This window comes from Aquisalimonas asiatica, from assembly GCF_900110585.1.
In the GTDB taxonomy this organism is placed as follows: domain Bacteria; phylum Pseudomonadota; class Gammaproteobacteria; order Nitrococcales; family Aquisalimonadaceae; genus Aquisalimonas; species Aquisalimonas asiatica.
Genome location: NZ_FOEG01000009.1, coordinates 35086 through 55582 on the forward strand (window position 1 = coordinate 35086; position 20497 = coordinate 55582).

Genomic DNA, 20497 nt, shown 5'->3' on the forward strand with positions numbered 1-20497 from the left:
CGTCAACGGCCCGGTCTACGGCTCGGGTGACTGGAAGGCGTTGCGGTGAAACGCCGCTGCCTCCTCCACCTCCCGCACGCCGCACACGCCCGGCTCGGGCGGCTCGGCGCCGGCCAGCACCGACAACACGGCGTGCACACCGTTGGACAGGGAGTCCAGGTTGTAGCCCCCCTCCAGCACGAAGACCAGGCGGCCGTCGCAGTGTCTGGCGGCCACGTCCTGAAGGATGCCGGTCATGGCGCCGAAGCCTTCGTAGGAGACATTCAGCGCCAGGTCGTACCAGTGCGGGTCGAAGCCCGCCGAGACCAGCACCAGATCCGGCCGGAACCAGTCTGCCGCCGGCACGATGATGTCGCGGAAGGCCTTGAGGTAGGCCACGTCGCCTGCGCCGGCAGGCATCGGGATGTTCACGGTCGTGCCTTCGCCCAGCCCGGCGCCGATCTCCTCCAGCCGGCCGGAGCCGGGATAGAAGGGCGCGGCGCGGTGGATATCCACGAACAGCACGTCCGGGTCCGCCCAGAAGATGTCCTGGGTGCCGTTGCCGTGGTGGGCGTCCCAGTCGATGATCATCACCCGTTCACACCCGAGGGCGGCCTGGGCGTGGGCGGCCGCCACGGCGACATTGTTGAACAGGCAGAAGCCCCTGGCACGGACCGGTTCCGCGTGATGGCCCGGCGGGCGTACCGCGGCAAACGCCGACCGCGAGCGGCCGCTGACCACGGCCTCCACCGCGGCCACGGCGGTGCCGGCCGCCACTTCCGCCGCGTCCACACTGCCGGGCGAGACGGCGGTGGTGTCCACGTCCAGCCAGGCGTTGGTCCCCCGCAGGGCGTTGATCGCGTCCAGATAGGACATGGTATGGACCCGTGCCAGCTGCTCCCGGGTGGCCGGCATGCCCGACTCCACGGTGACGCCCGGGATCGGCTGCTGTGCCAGCAACTGCATGATCGCCGTCAGGCGGCCGGGGTGTTCGGGGTACTTCCATGGGACGCCAAGACCGGAGAGGATCTGGCGGAGATGCTTCTCCAGGCGGCCGGGGAGAAAGGCCGCATCGGTATCGGGCTCGTGGGCGAGCACGCGTTCGTCGTAGAACAGGATGGTTGTCGGGTCGGTTGTTGCCACCAGGCCCCCTCGGTTTCGGTGACTGGCCCGCCGACGGCGCGCCTACTGGAAGGTTAGTATAAACAGTGGCATGGAACCGCGGCACTGCAAAAGGTGATATGGTCGCAGGCTCAGTTACAGGGAGTGTCCGCCATGGCGGAAGCGCTGATTTTCTACACCAACCCCATGTCCCGCGGCCGCATCGTGCGCTGGATGCTGGAGGAGTTGGGCATTCCGTACCGTACCGAGCTGCTGGAGTACGGCGGGGCGATGAAATCCCCCGAGTACCTGGCCATCAATCCCATGGGCAAGGTGCCGGCCATCCTGCACGGTGGCACCATCGTCACGGAAAGCGCGGCGATCTGCGCCTATCTTGCCGACGCATTCCCGAGTGCCGGCCTTGCGCCGTCACCCCTGTCCCGTGGCGCCTACTACCGCTGGCTCTTCTTCGCGGCCGGCCCGCTGGAGGCGGCGGTGATGAATCGCAGCATGGGTGTGGAGCCCGACGCGGAGCAACAGGTGCGAATCGGCTGTGGCGACTACGGCTCCGTGATGGAGACCCTGGCCCGGGCCCTGGTGGGTGGCGGGTTCATTGCCGACGAGCATTTCACTGCGGCGGATGTCTATGTGGGCTCGCAGATCGGATGGGGTCTTGAAAACGGCATGATCGAGGAGCGTGAGCTGTTCCGCGACTACTGGGTCCGCGTCAGCGACCGCGATGCCTACCGCCGTGCCGCTGCACTGGACGATGAAGCCATGAAGGCAGCGGAGTAACCGGGCACCGCATCAGCGCGGTGCCCGGCCGGGGCCTCAGGTCTGTGGAGCGGTGGCCTGGTCCGATGCCATACCGGCATGGGGTGAAGGCAGTCGCTTGCGCCCGAACAGGATCAGCGCCGTGGCGGGGATGAACATGATCAGGCCGTACAGGGCCGCGGGCATCAGCATGGTTTCACCGTCCAGCCCCCGCACGCCGTGCAGCAGTGTCCCGGCGATGGCCATGCCCAGGGGCGTGTTCTGCAGGCCGATCTCGATGGCCACGGTGAGGCGCTGACGCAGATGCAGCGACAGCAGCGACGCCATGAGCAGGCCCAGGGCCACCATGATGACGTTCAGCGCGATCACCACTGAGCCGACCTGGGGCAACAGCGCCATGATGTCGTCCCGCTCGGCCCAGACCACCGCAAGCACGATGAACATGAAGGCCAGGGCGGCGAACTTGTCGTAGAGCGGCCCGATACGGTGGGCGAAGCGGGGCGCAAAGCGCCGCACCATCATCCCGAGGGACAGGGGCAGCAGCGTGAACACGAACACCCCGAACATGATCTGAACCACCGGCGACGGAATATCGTCCGGCGCCGAGCCCAGGAAGTAATCCATGGCCAGGGCCGCGAGCACCGGAATGGTGAGAACCACGATGCAGCTGGTTGCCGCGGTCAGCGTGATGGACAGTGGGCGGTCGCCGTGGGCCAGGTGGGTGGTGAGATTGGATGTGGTGCCGCCGGGGCAGGCCGCGAGGATGATCAGGCCGATGGCAAGTTCGGGGCCGAGCCCCCAGGTCATGGCCAGCAGGAAACCGACGATGGGCAGCAGGACGAGCTGACCACCCAGCCCCGCCACCAGCGCGCGCGGGTAATCCTTGAGGCGGATGAAATCCCGCAGGGTCAGGGTCATGCCCATGCCGAACATGATGAACATCAGGGTCAGCGGCAGCATGACATCCAGTAACAGGTTGACGTCGTTCTCCATTTCTCCTCCAGGTAGACATCCTGACAGCGCCCCGGCGCGAACCAGCTAAACGCGTCATTGTGAAACAAACACGAATAATGACTCAGTTGTGCGGACGAGTCCAAGGCCCGGGGGCCGTGTCGGGGTGGTTGCAGGGGCAGTCGGTTGGACCTTCAGGTCCACCAGGCGACGACGTCCGGAAAAGGGGAAGTGCTCGTAGGGTGGACCTTCAGGTCCACCAGGCGATCAGCGAGGACGTACGGCAAAGGGGAGTGCAGGCTGCGCCAGGACGACGCAACCTGCTGCGGAGGGAGATCAGACGGGGTCGACAGCGGTTTCCATCGCCCAGATCTGGCCGGCCATGCGGCGTTGCGCGGCGACGTACTCCCGCTCGAGATTGGTGACCACCTCGCCCGCGGGGCGGACATCACGGATGCTGCCGACGCCCTGGCCGGCACCCCAGATGTCCTTCCACGCCTTGTTCTTGCTGCTGCCGCCGGAGCCGAAGGACATCTTGCTCTTGTCGGCTTCCGGCAGGTCGTTCGGGTCCAGGCCGGCGCGGGTGATACTGCCGCCCAGGTAGTTGCCGTGTACGCCGGTGAACAGGTTGGTGTAGACCACGTCTCCGGCGCTGGAGTCGACGATCATGGACTTGTAGTCCGGCGCCGCGTTGGCTTCCTCGGTGGCGATGAAGCGGGTGCCCATGTAGGCCAGGTCCGCTCCCATGCTCTGGGCGGCGAGGATATGTTCGCCGCGGGTGATGGCGCCGGAGAGGATGATCGGCCCGTCGTAGAAGCTGCGGATCTCCGAGACCAGGGCGAACGGGCTGAGGGTGCCGGCGTGGCCGCCGGCGCCGGTGCATACCAGGATCAGGCCGTCCACGCCCGCCTCGATCGCCTTCTGCGCATGGCGCACGTTGATGACGTCGTGGAACACCAGCCCGCCATAGGAGTGCACCGCCGGGATCGCCTCGGTGGGGGCGCGCAGGCTGGTGATGACGATGGGCACCTCGTACTTCACGCACATCTCCAGGTCATGTTCCAGGCGGTCGTTGCTCTGGTGCACGATCTGGTTCACGGCGTAGGGCGCCACCTTCTTCTCCGGGTGCGCGGCCTTGTACTCGGCGAGCTCGGTGGTGATGCGCTGCAGCCAGACCTCCAGCTCCTCGGCGGGGCGGGCGTTGAGTGCCGGGAACGAGCCGACAATGCCCGCCTTGCACTGAGCGATGACCAGGTCCGGGTTGGAGACAATGAACAGGGGCGAGCCGATTACCGGCAGCCGCAGGTTCTCCTCGAGAATCGTTGGCAGAGTCATTTGCGTTCTCTTCTTCCTGATGGGTATCGGGGGGGCCGTCAATCGGCCCGTGGCGCGAACATCGAGCAGCGTCGTCGCGGACGACGCGCGGCCATTACAACCGCTCGATGATGGTGACGTTCGCCATGCCGCCACCTTCGCACATGGTCTGCAGACCGTAACGGCCCTGGCGCTGCTTCAGGGCGTGGACCAGTGTGGTCATGAGCTTGGTCCCGGAGCTGCCCAGGGGATGCCCCAGAGCGATGGCGCCGCCATTGATGTTCATCCGCTCCGGGTCCGCACCGGTGGCGGACAGCCACGCCAGCGGCACCGGGGCGAAGGCTTCATTCACTTCGAACGCATCGATGGCGTCCGCCGACAGCCCGGTCTTCTTCAGAGCCTGCTCGGTCGCCGGCAGCGGCGCTTCCAGCATGATCACCGGGTCGTGGCCGATGACGCTCATGTGGTGAATCCGTGCCAGTGGCTCCACACCCATCGCCTTCAGGCCGCGTTCACTAACGACCATGACGCCGCTGGCACCGTCGCAGATCTGGCTGGCGTTGGCCGCGCTGATGTAACCACCCTCCTGCAGGGTCGCGACACCGGCGATCCCCTCCAGGGAGGCGTCGAAGCGGATGCCTTCGTCCACCGTATGCAGTTCGCCGTCGTCACCGCCTTCGGCGGAGCGGGCCGGTACCGGCAGGATTTCCTCCTCGAACCGGCCGCTGCGCGCCGCGTCCATGGCGCGCTGATGGCTCTGCAGGGAGTAGCGGTCCAGATCCTCCTTCGAGTGGCCGTACTTCTTCGCGATCATCTCGGCGCCCATGAACTGGCTGAACTCCTCGACGCCGTCGTAGCGCTGACGGATGCCCGGGCTCATGTAGTGGCCCATGCCGGCCTTCTGGGGCAGCTTGATGGTGGAGAACATCGGCACGCGGCTCATGCTCTCGACGCCGCCGGCGATGACCACGTCCATGGAGCCGGCCATCACCGCCTGGGCGGCGAAGTGAAGCGCCTGCTGGGAGGAGCCGCACTGGCGGTCGATGGTGGTGCCCGGGACCGACTCCGGCAGCTTCGACGCGAGCACGGCGTTGCGGCCGACGTTCATGGCCTGTTCGCCCGTCTGGCTGACGCAGCCGAGAATCACATCCTCCACCAGCGCCGGATCGGCGCCGGCCCGGTCCACCAGCCCGTTGATGACCTGTGCCGCCAGGTCCGCCGGGTGCCAGCCCGACAGGCGTCCGCCTTTGCGGCCGCCGGCCGTGCGGGTTGCGGCAACGATATACGCTTCGCTCATGATTCGGTCCTCCCCGTGGATGATTGTGTGACGTAACCGGGCAGACCGTCACGGGGACAGTCGGAGCACGGTCAACGCGCCAGGCTTCTGGTCACTGTGTACGGATTGTGCGCTGTTGGAACGGGACAGGCGAATCTGGCCTTTCCGTGCGCAGCGCCGCAACAGATAACTATGTTACAAACTTTTCGGGGAAGGTGTGCGAGCGTGAGGGGGGGAGCGGAGGTGCGGCGGAGCCACGGGGGCTCCGCCGGATCGGGGCGCTGGGTCAGGCCTCGCGCGCTTCACCGCGGGCGCTGATCGCCTCCGGCAGACGGGCTGCCATCGCGCGCAGGCGGCCGAAGCCGGCGCGGATGAGCGACGCCATGTAGCGGTTGCGCTCCAGGCGTGCCTGCTTTTCGAAGGCGGCAATGCTGGCGTGGCTCAGCACGAACGGCTCGTCGGTTCGATGATTGTTCATGACACCCTCGTTTCGCGATTTATGTTGCGGTGCATGATAACGGGGTCCCCGGCGACCATGCAGGGGTGTACTGGCAAATTGCTTTTGCGTGACTGTCACAAATCAATGGAACTCGTGAGGAGAACTGCAATGTGGGCCACACCTGTTGTACCGGAGATCGCTCGGGAGCATCACTACGGCGACCGTGTTGTGCACTGCTTTCGGGAGCGGCCGGACCACCTCAACCGACTGCTGCCGGAGGCCCTGGCCCGCGTACCCGACAACGACGCCCTGGTGCACGGTGACCGGCGCCTGACTTACCGGGCGCTGGACGAGCAGGTGGGGAAGGTGGCGGCCGGCCTTGCCGCTTGTGGTGTCGGTGCTGGCGACCGGGTGGCCCTGATTCTCGGTAACCGCATCGAGTTCGTGGTGCTGGTGCTGGCAACCTGGCGTCTGGGCGCCGTCGCCGTGCCCCTGAATACCCGCGACAGCCGCTCCGGCTACGAGCACGCCCTGGGGGACTCCGGGGCCCTGGTGCTGGTGCACGAGCCCGACGTCCGCGAACGGCTGCCCGACAACGCGGCCCTGCCGGGCCTGGCGCACCGCATCTGCACGACCGCCTTCGACCGCCTGCTGCAGCACGGCGGCCGCCGGGAGCCCGCCGCCGTGGCGGAGGAGGACGTGGCCGCCATTCTGTATACGTCCGGCACCACCGGCCGGCCCAAGGGCGCCATGCTGACCCACCTCGGCATTATCCACTCGCTGATGCACTTCACCGTCTGCATGGGGCTCGAGCCGGGCGAGCGCTCACTGATCACGGTGCCGCTCAGTCACGTCACCGGGCTGGTGGCGCTCATGGGCACGTGCCTGCACGCGGCCGGGACGCTGATCATCCAGAGCGAGTTCAAGGCGCGCGCTTTCCTGGAGCTGGCCGCCCGCGAGCGCATGACCCACACCGTGCTGGTGCCCGCCATGTACAACCTCTGCCTGCTGGATCCGGCGTTCGACCGGTTCGATCTCTCCGCCTGGCGGATCGGCGGCTACGGTGGGGCGCCCATGCCGGAGGTCACCATCGGCAAACTGGCGGAACGGCTGCCGGATCTGCAGCTCATGAACGCCTATGGCGCCACCGAGACCAGCTCCCCGGTCACCATGATGCCGCCCGCCGAGACCGGCGTCCGTGGTGACAGCATCGGCGTGGCGCTGCCCTGCGCCCGGGTGGCCATCATGGATGACGACGGCCGCGAGGTGGCGCGGGGCCAGCCCGGCGAGCTCTGGGTGGCCGGGCCCATGGTGGTGCCGGGGTACTGGAACAACCGGGAGGCAACGGCGCGGGAGTTCACCGGCGGGTTCTGGCGCTCGGGCGATATCGGCTCCATGGACGCGGACGGCTTCGTGTATGTCTTCGACCGCAAGAAGGACATGATCAACCGCGGTGGCTACAAGGTCTTCACCACGGAAGTGGAAAACGTCATGCTGGCGCACCCCGGTGTGGCGGAGGTGGCCGTGATCGGCACGCCGTGCCCGGTGCTGGGCGAGCGGGTGCACGCGTTCGTGGTGCCAACGGGGAGCGGTCTCGACGAGAGCGCCCTGCTGGACCATTGCGCCGCCGAGCTTTCCGACTACAAGGTACCGGAGGGGGTAATTCTCCGGCAGGAGCCGTTGCCGCGGAATCCGAACGGCAAGGTGCTCAAGCGCGCGCTGCGGGACGCGTTCGCGGCGCAGCGATCAGGCGGTCATGGGACGGGGTGACGGTATCGCCGTTGCGCTGGCCGCAGACGATTCAGGGACAGGGAGACGATCATCATGGGGCAGAAGCACGCGGTTGGCGGCGTTTCATTCCGCGAGAGCGTCGATCACATGGTCGACCATGCCATCGATATCATGGGTCTGGATGACGGGTTGCGCGAGGCCATGAAGGCCTGCCACTCCGTGCTGCAGGTGTCGTTTCCGGTGGAGATCGACGGCCGCGCCGAGATGTTCACCGGCTGGCGGGCCACCCACAGCGACCACCGCCTGCCCGTCAAGGGCGGCATCCGCTACGCCACCCAGGTGGATCAGGACGAGGTCGAGGCGCTGGCGGCGCTCATGACCTACAAGTGCGCCATTGTCGATGTGCCGTTCGGTGGCTCCAAGGGCGGCCTGATGCTCGACCCCAAGCGCTATACCCGCGACCAGCTCGAGGCCATTACCCGCCGCTTTGCCCGGGAGCTGATCGACAAGCAATACCTCAGCCCGGCGCAGAACGTGCCGGCACCGGACATGGGCACCGGCCCGCGGGAGATGGGCTGGATGGTCGATACCTACCGTCGGCTCTTCCCCAACGACATCAATTACATGGGCTGTGTCACCGGCAAGCCGGTGGAGCACGGTGGCGTGCGCGGGCGTAACGAGGCCACCGGCCGCGGTGTGCAGTACGCCCTGCGCGAGTTCTTCCGCAACGAGGAAGAGAGTGATCGCGCCGGGCTCAAGGGGGATCTGTCGGGCAAGCGCGTGATCGTCCAGGGGCTCGGCAACGTGGGCTATCACGCCGCGTACTTCCTGAGCCGGGAGGACCACGCTCTGGTCACGGCGGTGATCGAGAGCGATGGTGCCGTCATCAACGAGGACGGCCTGGACATCGACGCCCTGTCGAATCACAAGCTGGCCCATGGCGGTGTCGAAGGGTTCCAGGGCGGCATCTTCGAGCCGGATGGCAGCAAGGTGCTGGAGCTGGACTGTGACATCCTGATCCCGGCTGCGCTGGAGGGTGTGATCACCACGGACAATGCCGCCAGTATCAAGGCCAACCTGATCGCCGAGGCGGCCAACGGGCCGGTGACCTTCGAGGCGGACGCCATGCTGCAGGCGCGCGGCGTGGAGATCATCCCGGACGCCTACTGCAACGCCGGCGGCGTCATCGTCTCCTATTTCGAGTGGATCCGGAACCTCGCCCACATCCGGTTCGGGCGTCTGGAGAAGCGCTTCCACGAGGCGCGCGGGCAGCACATCATCTCCGGGATCGAAATGGCAAGCGGTGCCCAGGTGCCCGACTGGATCCGGGACGAACTGGTACGGGGCGCTGACGAATTCGATCTGGTCCGCTCAGGGCTGGACGACAGCATGCGGCTCGCGTTCCGGGAAATCATGGATAAACGCCGCAGCAACGACGCCATCAAGGACTACCGTATGGCCGCCTACGTGCTGGCGATCGAGAAGATCGCCCGCTCTTACCGGGATATCGGTTACTGAGGCCGTCTCACTGCTCGGCGATGGGCTCGATGCGCTGGGCATCGGTGGCGGCGACCAGGTCCACACAGCGCTGATCCTGGAACTGGAATACCGTTACCCGGTGGGGTTCGTCGTGGATGCAGAACCCCACATCGCCCGCCATCCATACGGAATGGGCCGGTACCACCTCGGCCAGTGGGCGGCCCCGGTGACGGGCCAGGCGGCCCAGGGCGCTGACCCCTTCGCTGAAACTGGCCTCACGGACACTGCTGGCATCGGGAGTATGATTGATGCGGCCTTCGTGGGGCAGGCGGCAGAGCAGATCCACGGCATCGGGGTTGTTGTCCGGGCTGTCGTTGATCAGGACGCAGACATCGCTGGGTGTGAGCAGCAGGTAGACCGGGCCGTGGTAGGCGTGGCTTGCGGAGCGGTACTGGTTGACCGCGGCGCCGAACGTCCAGTTGGGCACCAGCACACTGAAATCCGGTGCGATGAAGCTGTTCAGCGCATAGAAGCGGCTGTCCATGGCGTCCTCGTTTCAGGCCGGCGCCCCCTGACGCTGGTCGGGGACAGATCCTCCGCGTGCCATCCTGTATGATCGCCGCACCGATGGCGACGGTGCAAGCGCGCCGGCGGCCCCTGTAGACTGGGCGCCATTGGTTCGTGCAACACGGAGGCACCCGGGACTGCACCATGAGCGTTGACACCATCGCCATCAACCGGCAACGGGGGGCGTTCGAAGAGCAGGCCAGTTTCTGGCTGTTCGGTTATGGCTCGCTGCTCTACAAGGCCGGCTTTCCGTACCTGGAGTGCCGGCCGGCGACCATCCGTGGCTGGTCACGCCGGTTCTGGCAGGGCTCTCACGACCACCGGGGCACGCCCGATGCGCCGGGACGGGTGGCGACGCTGGTGGAAGAGGCCGGTGCGGTGTGTACGGGCATGGCCTATCGCGTGACGCCGGAGGTGCTGGAGCCACTGGACGTCCGCGAGAAGAACGGCTATCTGCGGTTTACCACCACGCTTACCTTTACCGACGGCGGGACGGACCAAGGGCTGGTGTACATTGCCACCGAGGACAACGACGCGTTTCTCGGGCCTGCACCGGCGCTGGACATGGCGCAGCATATCGCACGATCTGCGGGGCCGAGCGGCCCGAACCGTGACTATCTGGTGGGGGTTGCCGCGGCGCTGGAGCGGCTCGGTGCGGAGGACACCCACGTGGCCACCCTGATGCAGGCGCTGCAGGAGGTGGAAGCCGGCCCTGAAACGCAACGGGCCGGACGGTTGCCCGCCCGGCCCGGCACAGCGTGAGATCGCCACGGGTTACTCGGTCTGGCCGCTACCCATGGCCGACTGCTCGTAGTTCTGGATGCCCAGGCGCTCGATGAGATCGAGCTGGGTTTCCAGAAAGTCGTAGTGGCCTTCCTCGTCGACCAGCAGCGCGCCGAACAGATCGCGGCTGGCGTAGTCCCTGACTGACTCGCAGTGGCCCATGGCCTCGCGGTAGAGCGTGATGGCCTCGGATTCGGCGGCCAGGTCGCACTCCATGATCTCCTTGACGTTGCCACCAACGCGCACCGTGTCCATGTCCTGCACGTTCGGCTTGCCACCCAGGAACAGGATGCGCTCGATGCAGCGGTTGGCGTGCCCCATCTCTTCCTGGGTCTCCTGCTCCTGCTTGGCGGAGAGCTTGGTCAGGCCCCAGTCTTCCAGCAGGCGCGCATTCAGCGTGTACTGGTGAACGGCCGTGAGCTCGCTGCGCAGTGCGCGGTTGAGGTACTCGATGACTTTCTCGTCGCCCTTCATGCTGCCTCCCGTTGATCCATGAACGCGTTTGCGCCCGATTTTCCCTTTATTTGCCCGGATTGGCTAGTGCCCACGGGCAATCGGTGCGCTGAGGTGCCTCGGCGCCCACGGGCGACCCGGCTCAGGCGCCCGCGAACAACCGGGAGAGCAATGATCGGGGTTGCGCCTGCTCCAGCAGGTGCCCGGCCTGGTTATCGGCGCGGGTAAGCAGGGCTTCCAGCTCTGCGGTGACCGCTTCGCTCGCCGCCCGATCTTCGCGACTGAATGACGAGCCGTGGCCGCGGACCCCGGCTTCGAGCAGCGCTTCCGCCCACAGAGCGATGGCGCCGCGGACCGCAGTCAGTACCCTCACGTAGGCGCTCGCCGGGACCACCAGGCTCAGCCGGGTCGACAGACTGGTCTGCGATTGCAGGCGATACTCCTCATGCGGGGGCATGTCCAGCCGTTTCCCGCCGGCCTTTCTGATCTGCGCCTCCTGGCGCACGATGGTCGGCAGCTCTTCGCGCAGGGTGAAAATGGCCGAGGCCTGACGCTGACCGTCCGTGATCGGGGCCTCGATCCAGCCCACGCCAGGGCGCCAGGCCACCAACGTGGCGTCGTTTCCCTTGCGGTAATCGGGGACGGTCTCGGTGTCCGGGTAGCCGTCGCGCTCGCGCTTGAGCCAGTTGCAGACCGGCTTCTGCCGCAGCACGGTCGCGTAGAACAGTGCGTCGGCAAGTACATCGCCGGGATTTGCGGCGTTGTCCACCGCCCGGTCGCGCAGGGTTTCCAGTACTGATGCCATGGGTGTCTCCTCCCTGACCCCGGTGCCGTCCTTGATCGCCCGTGTGCAACTGTCGCCGTTCGACCGGCCACAACCGCCAGGCTGATGGGAACCCTCGGGCGGGGTCTATCGTTGTCGTTATGGGCTTCCCTTCCTGGATTTTGTCCTTTCAGTCAGTGGGTTGCAACCCCGGCGACAGGTGGCGGCCCGGTCGCCCGTGAAGCCGGCCAGTGGCGTCGAGGCCGCCGGCTCCCCTGCTTCATGGGGGCACCGGATGCGGAACGGGGAGGGCGGGGTGTCAGTCCGTGGCGGTGAGCTCGCCGCAGAGGTTGCGCTGGAAGGCGTCGATGATGGCGTCGCGGTCCAGGCCGCAATTGATCAGGTAGTGCAGTTTCGTGAACGCGGCTTCACGGGTCATGTCGGCGCCGCCGATCAGGCCCGCCTCCGCCAGCGGTGTGCTGGTGGCGTAGTGGCCGAGGCGCACGCCGCCGTACTGGTTCTGGGAGACGGCGGCCACTACCACGCCGCGCCGGGTGGCCGCGTCGATGGCGGCCACGAAGGCGGCATCTTCCCCCGGGCCGATGCCCGAGGGGTAGGTCTCCAGCAGGAGCGCGTGCACGCCGGTCTCCACCACGCCGTGGATCACGTCACCGCTGATGCCGGGGTAGACCGCCAGCATCGCCGCCCGTGAGGCGTAGTCGGTCACCACGGGCAGCGATGCCTCCAGGGTGTCCAGGGTGCGTTGCCAGTGCAGCGCGTTGCCGTCGAACGTGGCCAGGGGGGCCGCGTTGGGGGAGGTGAAGGGCTGGCCCGGGGCGCCGAAGCGCTTGCTGCTGCGGTTGGCCTGCAGCAGCTGGCCGCCGAAGGCGAGGCCGGTACCCGTGAAGCCGGGAGAGACGGCGGCGTGCAGTGCGGTCAGCAGATTCTCCCGGGCGTCGCTGGCAGCTTCGCCCAGCGGGGCGCGGGCACCGGTGACCACCACCGGGCGGCCCAGATCGGCCAGCAGAAATGACAGCGCCGAGCCGGTGAACGCCAGGGTGTCGGTCCCGTGAATGACCACGAAGCCGGTGCAGTGCGCCGCATTGCGGCGGATCGTCCCGGCCAGTGCGTGCCAGAACGCCGGGTTGACATCGGCGCTGTTGATGGCCGGGCCGGTTCCCGGATCCAGCCAGCGCAGCGGGGGATGATTGCTGCCGGCGAGAGCCGCCTGGGCGCGCTCCGGAAGGTCCGACGACGGTGTGTAGCCGCGATCCGACGGCACCATGCCGAAGGTGCCACCGGTGTAGAGAACGCCGACGGGCAGGGCGTCGCCGTCAGGTGTGGTCTGCATCATGTCCGGTCTCCGTCGCGGGGTCGCCGGTAACGGGGCAGGGTGTGTGCCAACGGTCCTGGTAGACCAGGTCTGCGAGGTCGCGCCGCGTGTCCCAGCCTTCCTGCTCCAGCATGGGGGCATCGTAGAAGGCGTCCACGTGGCCGAGGCAGAGGATGGCCACGGGGTGGCCGCCCTCCGGAATGCCCAGTAGCTCGCGCAGGGCGTCCGGGTCGAACAGGGATACCCAGCCCATGCCGAGCCCTTCGGCGCGGGCGGCCAGCCAGAGATTCTGGATGCCGCACGCCACCGAGGCCAGATCCATTTCCGGGAGCGTGCGGCGACCGAACACGTACTGCTCGCGGTCGGGCATGAGCGAGACCACCAGCACCTCGCCGGCGTCGCGGATCCCTTCCACCTTCAGGCGCATGAACTCGGCACCACGCTCGCCCAGGGCGTCGGCGGTGGCGAGACGCTCCTGCTCCACCAGCGCATGGAGACGCTCGCGCAGTGCGTGGTCCGCGATGCGGACGAAGCGCCAGGGCTGCATGTAGCCGACGCTGGGCGCGCGGTGGGCTGCGGTCAGCAGGCGCGCGAGGGTGTCCGGGTTCACCGGGTCGGGAAGGAAATGCCGCATGTCCCGGCGCAAGTGGATGGCGCGGTAGACAGCTTCGATCTCCGGCGTCGTGAACGCATGGCCCGGCCGCGGGCGCCGGCCGCTGGTGGTGGAATCCTGCATGGATACAGCCTACCACAGCCGGGGCGTCACACGGGGCCGGGCGGCAGGCAACTTGCACCGTGTCTACCTTGGGTGAAGGCAGGGCCGTGGCGGCGTTACGGAGTGCCCTGTCTGAACCGAAGCGGGGCACTCCCGCGACGTTTCGCACCGAGCCGGTGCGGACCCGACACGATCAACAAGCGGAGTGGCACATGGAACGGTTAACCGAAGTCCTGGAAGGGATCAGCGGCTTTGTATGGGGGCCGGCGATGCTGGTGCTGTTGCTGGGCACCGGCCTCTATCTGACCATCGGCCTGCGAGGCATGCCGATCCGCCGCATTGGCTACGGCTTCCGGCAGATGATGCTGGGACGCCGGGCAGCAGAGAAGGACAAGGGGGAGATCACCCCGTTTCAGGCGTTGGCGACGGCGCTCTCCGCCACCATCGGCACCGGTAACATCGCCGGCGTCGCCACGGCCATCGCCCTGGGCGGCCCGGGGGCCGTGTTCTGGATGTGGATGACCGCACTCGTGGGCATGGCCACCAAGTATGCCGAGGCCGTACTGGCGGTGAAGTATCGCGAGGTGGATGAGGAGGGCCGCTACGTGGGTGGCCCGATGTACTACATCAAGAACGGGCTTGGGGCGAAGTGGGCCTGGCTTGGTGCGGTGTTCGCTGCGTTCGCCATGATTGCGGCCTTTGGTATCGGCAATACCGTACAGTCCAATGCCGTGGCCGACGTGATCCAGTCGAACACGGCCATTCCGCACTGGGTCACCGGTGTGGTGCTCTCGGCGCTCGTGTTCATGGTGATCATCGGCGGCATCCGGCGCATCGCCAAGGTGGCCGAGAAACTGGTGCCGTTCATGGCGCTGGTCTACGTGGTCGGGGCGACGGTCGTCATCCTGGTCAACCTGGTCGATGTGCCCGCCGCGCTGATGCAGATCGTGGTGGACGCCTTCACCGGCACGGCAGCGACTGGCGGTTTCGCCGGTGCGGCGGTGTGGGCGGCCATCCGCTTCGGTGTGGCCCGCGGCATCTTCTCCAACGAGGCGGGGCTGGGGTCCGCGCCCATCGCCCATGCGGCGGCCCGCACCAGCAACCCGGTGCGCCAGGGCTCCGTGGCCATGCTCGGCACGTTCATCGACACCATCATCGTGTGCACCATGACGGCGCTGGTGATCGTGCTCACGGGGGTCTGGGAAACCGGCGCCACGGGAGCGGCCATGACGTCGGAGGCGTTCGGTGAGGGCGTCGTGGGTGGCCAGTGGGTGGTGACCTTCGGCATGATTCTGTTCGCCTTCACCACCATTGTCGCCTGGAGCTACTACGGTGAGCGCTGTGCCGAATACCTCTTCGGCGTGCGGGTGATCCTGCCGTATCGCTACGTCTGGGTGGCCCTGCTGTTCGTCGGCGCCGTGGCCAACCTGGATCTGGTCTGGCTCATTGCCGACGTGCTCAACGCGCTCATGGCCATTCCCAACCTGATCGCGCTGCTGGCGCTGTCCGGAACGGTCTTCGCCGTGACCCGCGAGTACTTCGCCAAGGGGGGCGAGGTGGAGCGGGAGTAAGTGCGAAAGCGGCAGGGGGCGTCCCGGTTGGGGATGCCTCCTGCCGCCCCCCGTCAGTCGTCCAGTCTGGCAAAGACCTGCCGCATGGTCTCCGGCGTGAACTGCATGGTGTCGACGCCAGGTGACTGCCAGTGCCGGAAGGGTTGACCGTCGAGCCGCTTCACCAGCTCCCGGCTGTTGTAGATCTCCAGACCATACACCCAGTTCGCCATGATCAGGATGGCGGCCATGTGGGCGCCTTCATTGGAGGTGGCGCAGATGTCCTTCACCAGGTGCAGCTGGTAGTCGCGGAAGTAGCCGTCGAAGACCGAGGTCATCAGGCAGCCGTCGGTGACCAGCCCGCCGATGATGACGTGTTGCACCCCGAGGCTGCGCAGCACCAGATCGAGACTGGTGGCGTGGAAACTGCTCCAGCGGTGCTTGTCGATGACAATGTCGCCAGGCTCCGGGGCGATGGCGTCGAAGATCTCGATGGCGTCGCTGTCGTCGGCGTACAGCACCGGGCGGCCAGTGTCATCCAGTGGCTCACCCAGTGACAGGCCCACGCCGTCGGCGCGGTTCACCTGGCGGGTGTAGATCACGGGGATGCCGGCACGCCGGCAGCCGTCGATGAGGATGCGGCTGTTCCTGACCACGGAGTCCAGCGCGTCGATGCCGAACTGGCCCTCCTTTTGCAAGTCGATCAGGACCAGCGCGGTGTTATCTGCCTGCATGGTGTGTCTCCCGGGTCGCGGGGCAGGAATGGGTCGGGCGGGAGTCTACCCTTTCACGCAGGCGTTGGGGATGGGGGAATGGTTTGCAAATGAGAATCATTCCTATTAGTGTAACCTGCATCGGGCGGATACTCCGCCACACGCCGAGAGAGGTGAGGGCGATGAGCCGGGACAGCATTGAACAGAGGCAGGCAAGGATCGTGCGCCAGGTCCTCGGTATGGACAACTGGGCGGATCGGTACCAGTTCATCATGGAGCAGGGCGAACGGGTCCCGCGGTTGCCGGTGTGCTGGCGTACCTCGGCGAATCGGGTCCCCGACTGCGCCTCCAGGGTATGGGTACGCGGCAGCGGCGATGCAGGACGCCTGGGCTTCCTGGGGGCCAGTGACTGCCCCATGGATGCCGGCCTGCTGGGGCTGGTGGTTCACCTGTTTTCCGGGGAGGCGGCCAACGACATCATCGCCACGCCGCCGCGGTTCATCGAGGAGATGGGGTTGCCCGGCCGCATGAGCGCGCAGCGCATCCGCGGTGCCTACGCCATGGTGCACCATGTGCGCCACATCGCCATCCGCCACCTGCTCGGTCAGCGGCCGGTGGCCTTTGGCTCCAGGCCGGCGCGCGTACCCTCCCGCCTCGCGGGGTAATTGCCATCGCCGGCCGGGTTGCGCATTCTGTGCAGCGTCCCGGTCGTCGGTGGAATCATGGCAGAGGCGTCTCCTCACATCTGGTTGCTGTCCGCTTACCGCGCGGACAGTCACGCCGCATGGGCGGACTGGCTGCAACAGCACGTCCACGAGGTGCACTGGCATGTCCGCGAGCTGCCCGGGCGTCACTTCCGCTGGCGCATTCGTGGCAGCCCCCTGTCGTGGCTGGATGACCTGCCCGGTCAGACGCCTGACCGCATTGTCGCGACGTCCATGGTCGATCTGGCCACGCTGCGGGGGTTGCACCCCCGGCTGGCGCCCGTCCCGGTGGATTACTACTTCCACGAGAACCAGTTCGCCTATCCGGTGAGCCCCGGGCAGGTGGAGTCGCTGGAGCCACAGGTGGTGCAGCTCTATGGCGCGCTCGCTGCCGACCGCCTGTTGTTCAACTCCCGTTTCAATCGCGACTCGTTCCTCGACGGCGCCCGTGAGCTGCTGCGCCGCATGCCTGACGCGACCCCGGAGCGGGTCCCCGAGCGGCTGGCTGCCCGTAGTAGCATCTGTCCGGTGCCTGTTCACCCGATACCAGCGGCCCCGGAGAGAGACCACGGGTTGATCCTCTGGAATCACCGCTGGGAGTACGACAAGGCACCGGACCTGTTCGCCGACGCCGTGATCGGCCTGGCGCGCGCCGGCTACCGGTTCCGGCTCGCGCTGCTGGGCGCCCGGCCACGGACACCGCCGGATGCGCTGACACGTCTGCGCGCGGCACTGCCGGAGCGCATCATCGCGGACGGCCGGGTGGCGACGCCGGCCTATCGCGAGCTGGTCGGCAGGGCGGGGATTGTGGTGAGCACCGCCGCCCACGAGTTCCAGGGGCTGGCCATGCTGGAAGCAGCGAGCGCCGGCGCCATTCCGCTGGTGCCGGACGCCCTGTGTTATCCCGAACAGTATCCCGAGCAGTATCGTTATCCGGTTGGTGACGCGGCCGCGCTGCAGGCGCGGCTCGCCGCGTGGCTGACGGGGGACCGCCCGCCGCCGGCGGATGTGTCGCCGTGGCTGGCCCCTGCCGTCGAGCCCGCCTGGCGACGGGTGATCCGAGGAGAACAAGCGGAGAGTGTCGTATGAGTGTGCGCACCATGGTGTGCCAATCCCTGGACGGCCCCGATGCGCTGCGGCTGATCACCAGTACTCCCGGGCCGCTGGCGCCGGATGCCGTGCGGATCGCCGTGCGCGCCGCGGGAGTGAATTACCCGGATCTGCTGATGACCCGTGGCGCTTATCAGCTGCGGCTGGAACCGCCGTTCACCCCGGGCATGGAGGTGGCCGGCACCGTGATCGAGTCCGGTCCGGACGCCGGGCAGTGGCAACCGGGCGCGCGGGTGATCGCCATGCTGCGCTACGGCGGATACGCCGATCAGGTGGTGGTGCCGGCATCGAGCGTGGTATCGCTGCCGGATGCGTTCGGCTTTGCCGAAGGCGCCACCTATCTGGTGGCGGCGAAGACGGCCCACCAGGCGCTGGTGTACCGGGGGCGGCTGGCGGCCGGGGAGACCTTGCTGGTGTTGGGGGCCACCGGTGGTGTGGGGCTGGCGGCGGTGGAGCTCGGTCATCTGCTCGGCGCACGGGTGATTGCCGTCGGCTCCAGTGACGAACGGCTTGCCGTCGCCCGGGAGAAGGGCGCGGATGCGGTGGTGAACTATCGCACCCAGGATGTCCGGCAGGCCGTAGAGGAAATTGCTGGCCCCAACGCAGTGGACGTGGTCTACGACCCGGTGGGCGGGACATTGTCGAGCGCCAGCACGCATCTGCTCGCCTGGGGCGGGCGGCTGCTGGTGGTCGGTTTTGCCAGTGGCGAGATCCCCGCGTTTGCCGCCAACCACGCGCTGCTCAAGGGCTACAGCATCGTTGGTGTTCGCGCGGGCGAGGCGGGGCGGCGTGACCCGGCCCAGGCACGCGAGAGCCTGGACGTATTGATCGACTATGCAGGGCGCGGACTGTTGCGCCCCCACGTCTGCGCCACGTTTCCCCTGGAGGATGCGGCTGCCGCATTGCACTTCATGGATCAGCGACGCGTTGTGGGACGGCTGGCCCTGGTGGTCGGCTGAATCGGGCTGATGGCCCCGGGGATAAAACTGTTGCAGTGCACAATTTGCGTTGATATGATGCGCCGCAACAAGGGTGGAAAAGGGTTCCACACCTTGCCTGAACCCGCAACCTGACGAGGTGTTGCCATGACGAATCCGACCATCAATCAGTTCAACGAGCAGTTCGACAAGTTCTTTGGCGGCCCGGCCCGTGCGTTCGCCGAGCTGACCGTGAACCACGTGGAATCCGTGGTCAACTCCCAGGTCGAGGCGTCCCGCGCCTACACCGACCTGGGCCTGAAGCAGCTTCGCAGCGCCATGGAAGTGAAGGCTCCGCAGGACGTGCAGAGCTTCGTCCAGGGCCAGCAGGAAGTCGCAAAGGAAATCGGTGAGCGCATGAAGGGCGACGCCGAGGCGTTCGTGAACCTGAACCGCCAGTTCGCCGAAGAAGCGCAGAAGCTGACCCAGGCCAACGTGCAGTCCGCCACCAAGGCGGCGAGCAAGGCCAAGTAAGGCGATCGGCGTCGGCGCGGGATAGCCCGCGCCAGCCAGTCGGGAACCGTCGCTCCTCCGCGGGGCGGCGGTTTTTTTTGTTCCGAGCGGCCTGCTGGCTGGTGGACCTGAAGGTCCACCCTACCGGGGTGGTCCCGGTCTGGGTGGGACGGCCGCTGGCCTGGCGAAGTGGAACCCCTGCACGTAATCCACCTTCTGGGATTTCAGCCACTCCCAGTCGGCGGCGGTTTCGATGCCCTCGGCGATGATCTGCACGTCCAGGTCGCGGGCCATGTCGATGAGCCGCGAGGTGATCGAAGCGCGATAGTCGTCCTGGCTGACGCCATCCACCATGCCGCGGTCCAGCTTGACGAAATCGGGCCGGATGCTCTGCATCAGGTTCAGTGAGCCGTAGCCGGCGCCCAGATCATCCAGGGCAACGCGGAAGCCGTGCCGCCGGTATTCGCGCAGGATGGCCTCCAGGTGTGACGGGTCTTCCACCAGATCGGTCTCCACTACCTCGAAGACGTACCGCCCCGGTTCCGAGCCATGGCGGTTGACTTCGTCGAAGGTGGTCTGCAGGCAGAACACCGGGTCGTAGACCGAGGTGGGGTTGAAGTTGATGAAGACGTTCTCGGTAATGCCCTGTACTGCGGCCTGCCGGATCGCCGCGATGCGCGATGCCCGGTCCATGTGGAACATCAGGTCGGTGGCGCGGGCCGCCGCGAACAGCTGATCCGGCCGCACCAGGCCACCGTCCCGGCCAATCCCCCGCACCAGGCACTCGAACGCGAAGATATCCTCGCCGCTGGCCGCGTGGAGAATGGGCTGGAAGTGCATCTCCAGCCGCTCCTCCTCAAGCAGGCTGCCCAGCCACTGATGCTCCAGCCTGGAGATGAGCACGCCCAGCGGCACCATGTCCGCCAGGTGGCGGACGTGGAAGTCGGTCTCGCGCTCCAGCAGCACCGCCGGGCAGTTGGATTGCTCCGGTCGCGACAGGATTCCGGAGAGCGCTTCAAGGAGCACCTCCGGCTCGTTGTCGCCCAGTTCCACATAGAACACGTTGTCCTCGAGGTGTTCCACTTCCCAACCCTGACGCTGCAGCTGGCGGATCGCCGTGGCGCGGGTGTGCGCCAGCTTCGGAGCCAGGTACAGACGCCCGGTTCGCGTCTGAATGGTGGGGACGACCTCACAGCCTTGGCATGCCATGGACTCGGTAACCTCGATTCATGGTGGTGATTCCCGCAGTTGGACCTCGACACGGTTCTTGCCGTGCTCTTTCGCCCGGTACAGTGCTAGATCGGCACGCCGGAGCATTTTCTTGATGGTATC

At 67.0% G+C, this 20497-nt stretch carries 21 protein-coding genes; 9 read left to right on the plus strand and 12 right to left on the minus strand.

What is annotated here, in order from left to right:
• Positions 1–15 precede the first annotated feature (15 nt).
• Entirely contained in the window at positions 16–1122 is a 1107-nt protein-coding gene (locus tag BMZ02_RS15375) for a histone deacetylase family protein (RefSeq protein ID WP_245754048.1), read from the minus strand.
• A gap of 132 nt (positions 1123–1254) precedes the next feature.
• On the opposite strand from BMZ02_RS15375, the gene BMZ02_RS15380 reads away from it, so the two are divergent.
• Positions 1255–1875 carry a glutathione S-transferase family protein gene (locus tag BMZ02_RS15380; RefSeq protein ID WP_091645480.1) on the plus strand — a complete coding sequence of 207 codons (621 nt, stop codon included), beginning with the start codon at positions 1255–1257 and terminating at the stop codon, positions 1873–1875.
• 36 nt (positions 1876–1911) lie between these two features.
• Here BMZ02_RS15380 and BMZ02_RS15385 read toward each other — a convergent pair whose 3' ends face one another.
• The 4 genes from BMZ02_RS15385 to BMZ02_RS15400 form a co-directional block, all read right to left on the minus strand.
• Entirely contained in the window at positions 1912–2847 is a 936-nt protein-coding gene (locus tag BMZ02_RS15385; RefSeq protein ID WP_091645482.1) for a bile acid:sodium symporter family protein, read from the minus strand.
• Positions 2848–3141: 294 nt separating this feature from the next.
• Positions 3142–4140 (minus strand): NAD(P)H-dependent flavin oxidoreductase, encoded by a 999-nt coding sequence (locus BMZ02_RS15390; protein WP_091645484.1) that lies wholly within the window; start codon positions 4138–4140, stop codon positions 3142–3144.
• Between the two features lie 94 nt (positions 4141–4234).
• Positions 4235–5416 (minus strand): acetyl-CoA C-acetyltransferase, encoded by a 1182-nt coding sequence (locus tag BMZ02_RS15395; RefSeq protein ID WP_091645486.1) that lies wholly within the window; start codon positions 5414–5416, stop codon positions 4235–4237.
• Positions 5417–5681: 265 nt separating this feature from the next.
• Complete coding sequence (locus tag BMZ02_RS15400; RefSeq protein ID WP_091645487.1) at positions 5682–5873, minus strand: hypothetical protein; 192 nt, start codon at positions 5871–5873, stop codon at positions 5682–5684.
• Between the two features lie 129 nt (positions 5874–6002).
• Between BMZ02_RS15400 and BMZ02_RS15405 the strand changes: the two genes are divergently transcribed.
• A complete protein-coding gene (locus BMZ02_RS15405; RefSeq protein WP_091645489.1) occupies positions 6003–7604 on the plus strand; it encodes a class I adenylate-forming enzyme family protein in 1602 nt (533 codons plus the stop codon).
• A 54-nt stretch (positions 7605–7658) separates the two neighbouring features.
• Entirely contained in the window at positions 7659–9083 is a 1425-nt protein-coding gene (locus BMZ02_RS15410; protein WP_216110871.1) for a Glu/Leu/Phe/Val family dehydrogenase, read from the plus strand.
• A gap of 7 nt (positions 9084–9090) precedes the next feature.
• On the opposite strand, the gene BMZ02_RS15415 is transcribed toward BMZ02_RS15410, so the two are convergent.
• Positions 9091–9588: a hypothetical protein gene (locus BMZ02_RS15415; protein WP_091645491.1), complete on the minus strand. Its 498-nt coding sequence runs from the start codon at positions 9586–9588 to the stop codon at positions 9091–9093.
• Between the two features lie 167 nt (positions 9589–9755).
• Between BMZ02_RS15415 and BMZ02_RS15420 the strand changes: the two genes are divergently transcribed.
• Entirely contained in the window at positions 9756–10373 is a 618-nt protein-coding gene (locus tag BMZ02_RS15420) for a gamma-glutamylcyclotransferase (RefSeq protein ID WP_091645492.1), read from the plus strand.
• Positions 10374–10385: 12 nt separating this feature from the next.
• Here BMZ02_RS15420 and bfr read toward each other — a convergent pair whose 3' ends face one another.
• The 4 genes from bfr to bluB all read right to left on the minus strand — a co-directional run bounded on the left by bfr (position 10386) and on the right by bluB (position 13679).
• Positions 10386–10868 carry a bacterioferritin gene (bfr, locus tag BMZ02_RS15425; protein ID WP_091645494.1) on the minus strand — a complete coding sequence of 161 codons (483 nt, stop codon included), beginning with the start codon at positions 10866–10868 and terminating at the stop codon, positions 10386–10388.
• Positions 10869–10989: 121 nt separating this feature from the next.
• The gene (locus BMZ02_RS15430) at positions 10990–11652 is read right to left on the minus strand and encodes an AbiTii domain-containing protein (RefSeq protein WP_091645496.1); all 663 of its coding nucleotides are present in this window, start codon (positions 11650–11652) and stop codon (positions 10990–10992) included.
• Between the two features lie 277 nt (positions 11653–11929).
• Positions 11930–12964 carry an asparaginase gene (locus BMZ02_RS15435; RefSeq protein ID WP_171909952.1) on the minus strand — a complete coding sequence of 345 codons (1035 nt, stop codon included), beginning with the start codon at positions 12962–12964 and terminating at the stop codon, positions 11930–11932.
• Positions 12945–13679: a 5,6-dimethylbenzimidazole synthase gene (gene bluB, locus BMZ02_RS15440; protein ID WP_091645499.1), complete on the minus strand. Its 735-nt coding sequence runs from the start codon at positions 13677–13679 to the stop codon at positions 12945–12947. Before bluB ends, BMZ02_RS15435 begins: the two co-directional genes overlap by 20 nt.
• Before the next feature lie 191 nt (positions 13680–13870).
• Between bluB and BMZ02_RS15445 the strand changes: the two genes are divergently transcribed.
• The gene (locus tag BMZ02_RS15445) at positions 13871–15229 is read left to right on the plus strand and encodes an alanine/glycine:cation symporter family protein (protein WP_091645501.1); all 1359 of its coding nucleotides are present in this window, start codon (positions 13871–13873) and stop codon (positions 15227–15229) included.
• Between the two features lie 53 nt (positions 15230–15282).
• Here BMZ02_RS15445 and BMZ02_RS15450 read toward each other — a convergent pair whose 3' ends face one another.
• On the minus strand, positions 15283–15942 hold the full coding sequence (locus BMZ02_RS15450) for a cysteine hydrolase family protein (protein WP_091645503.1): 660 nt from the start codon (positions 15940–15942) through the stop codon (positions 15283–15285).
• Between the two features lie 161 nt (positions 15943–16103).
• Here BMZ02_RS15450 and BMZ02_RS15455 point away from each other — a divergent pair, with 161 nt between their 5' ends.
• The 4 genes from BMZ02_RS15455 (at position 16104) to BMZ02_RS15470 (ending at position 19186) form a co-directional block, all read left to right on the plus strand.
• Complete coding sequence (locus BMZ02_RS15455) at positions 16104–16586, plus strand: SufE family protein (protein WP_171909953.1); 483 nt, start codon at positions 16104–16106, stop codon at positions 16584–16586.
• Between the two features lie 57 nt (positions 16587–16643).
• Entirely contained in the window at positions 16644–17714 is a 1071-nt protein-coding gene (locus BMZ02_RS15460) for a tRNA-queuosine alpha-mannosyltransferase domain-containing protein (RefSeq protein WP_091645506.1), read from the plus strand.
• Positions 17711–18694, plus strand: a complete 984-nt coding sequence (locus tag BMZ02_RS19315; RefSeq protein ID WP_091645508.1) for an NADPH:quinone oxidoreductase family protein — start codon at positions 17711–17713, stop codon at positions 18692–18694. Before BMZ02_RS15460 ends, BMZ02_RS19315 begins: the two co-directional genes overlap by 4 nt.
• A 126-nt stretch (positions 18695–18820) precedes the next feature.
• Positions 18821–19186, plus strand: a complete 366-nt coding sequence (locus BMZ02_RS15470) for a phasin family protein (RefSeq protein ID WP_091645510.1) — start codon at positions 18821–18823, stop codon at positions 19184–19186.
• Between the two features lie 120 nt (positions 19187–19306).
• On the opposite strand, the gene BMZ02_RS15475 is transcribed toward BMZ02_RS15470, so the two are convergent.
• Complete coding sequence (locus BMZ02_RS15475; RefSeq protein ID WP_091645512.1) at positions 19307–20374, minus strand: EAL domain-containing protein; 1068 nt, start codon at positions 20372–20374, stop codon at positions 19307–19309.
• Between the last annotated feature and the right edge of the window lie 123 nt (positions 20375–20497).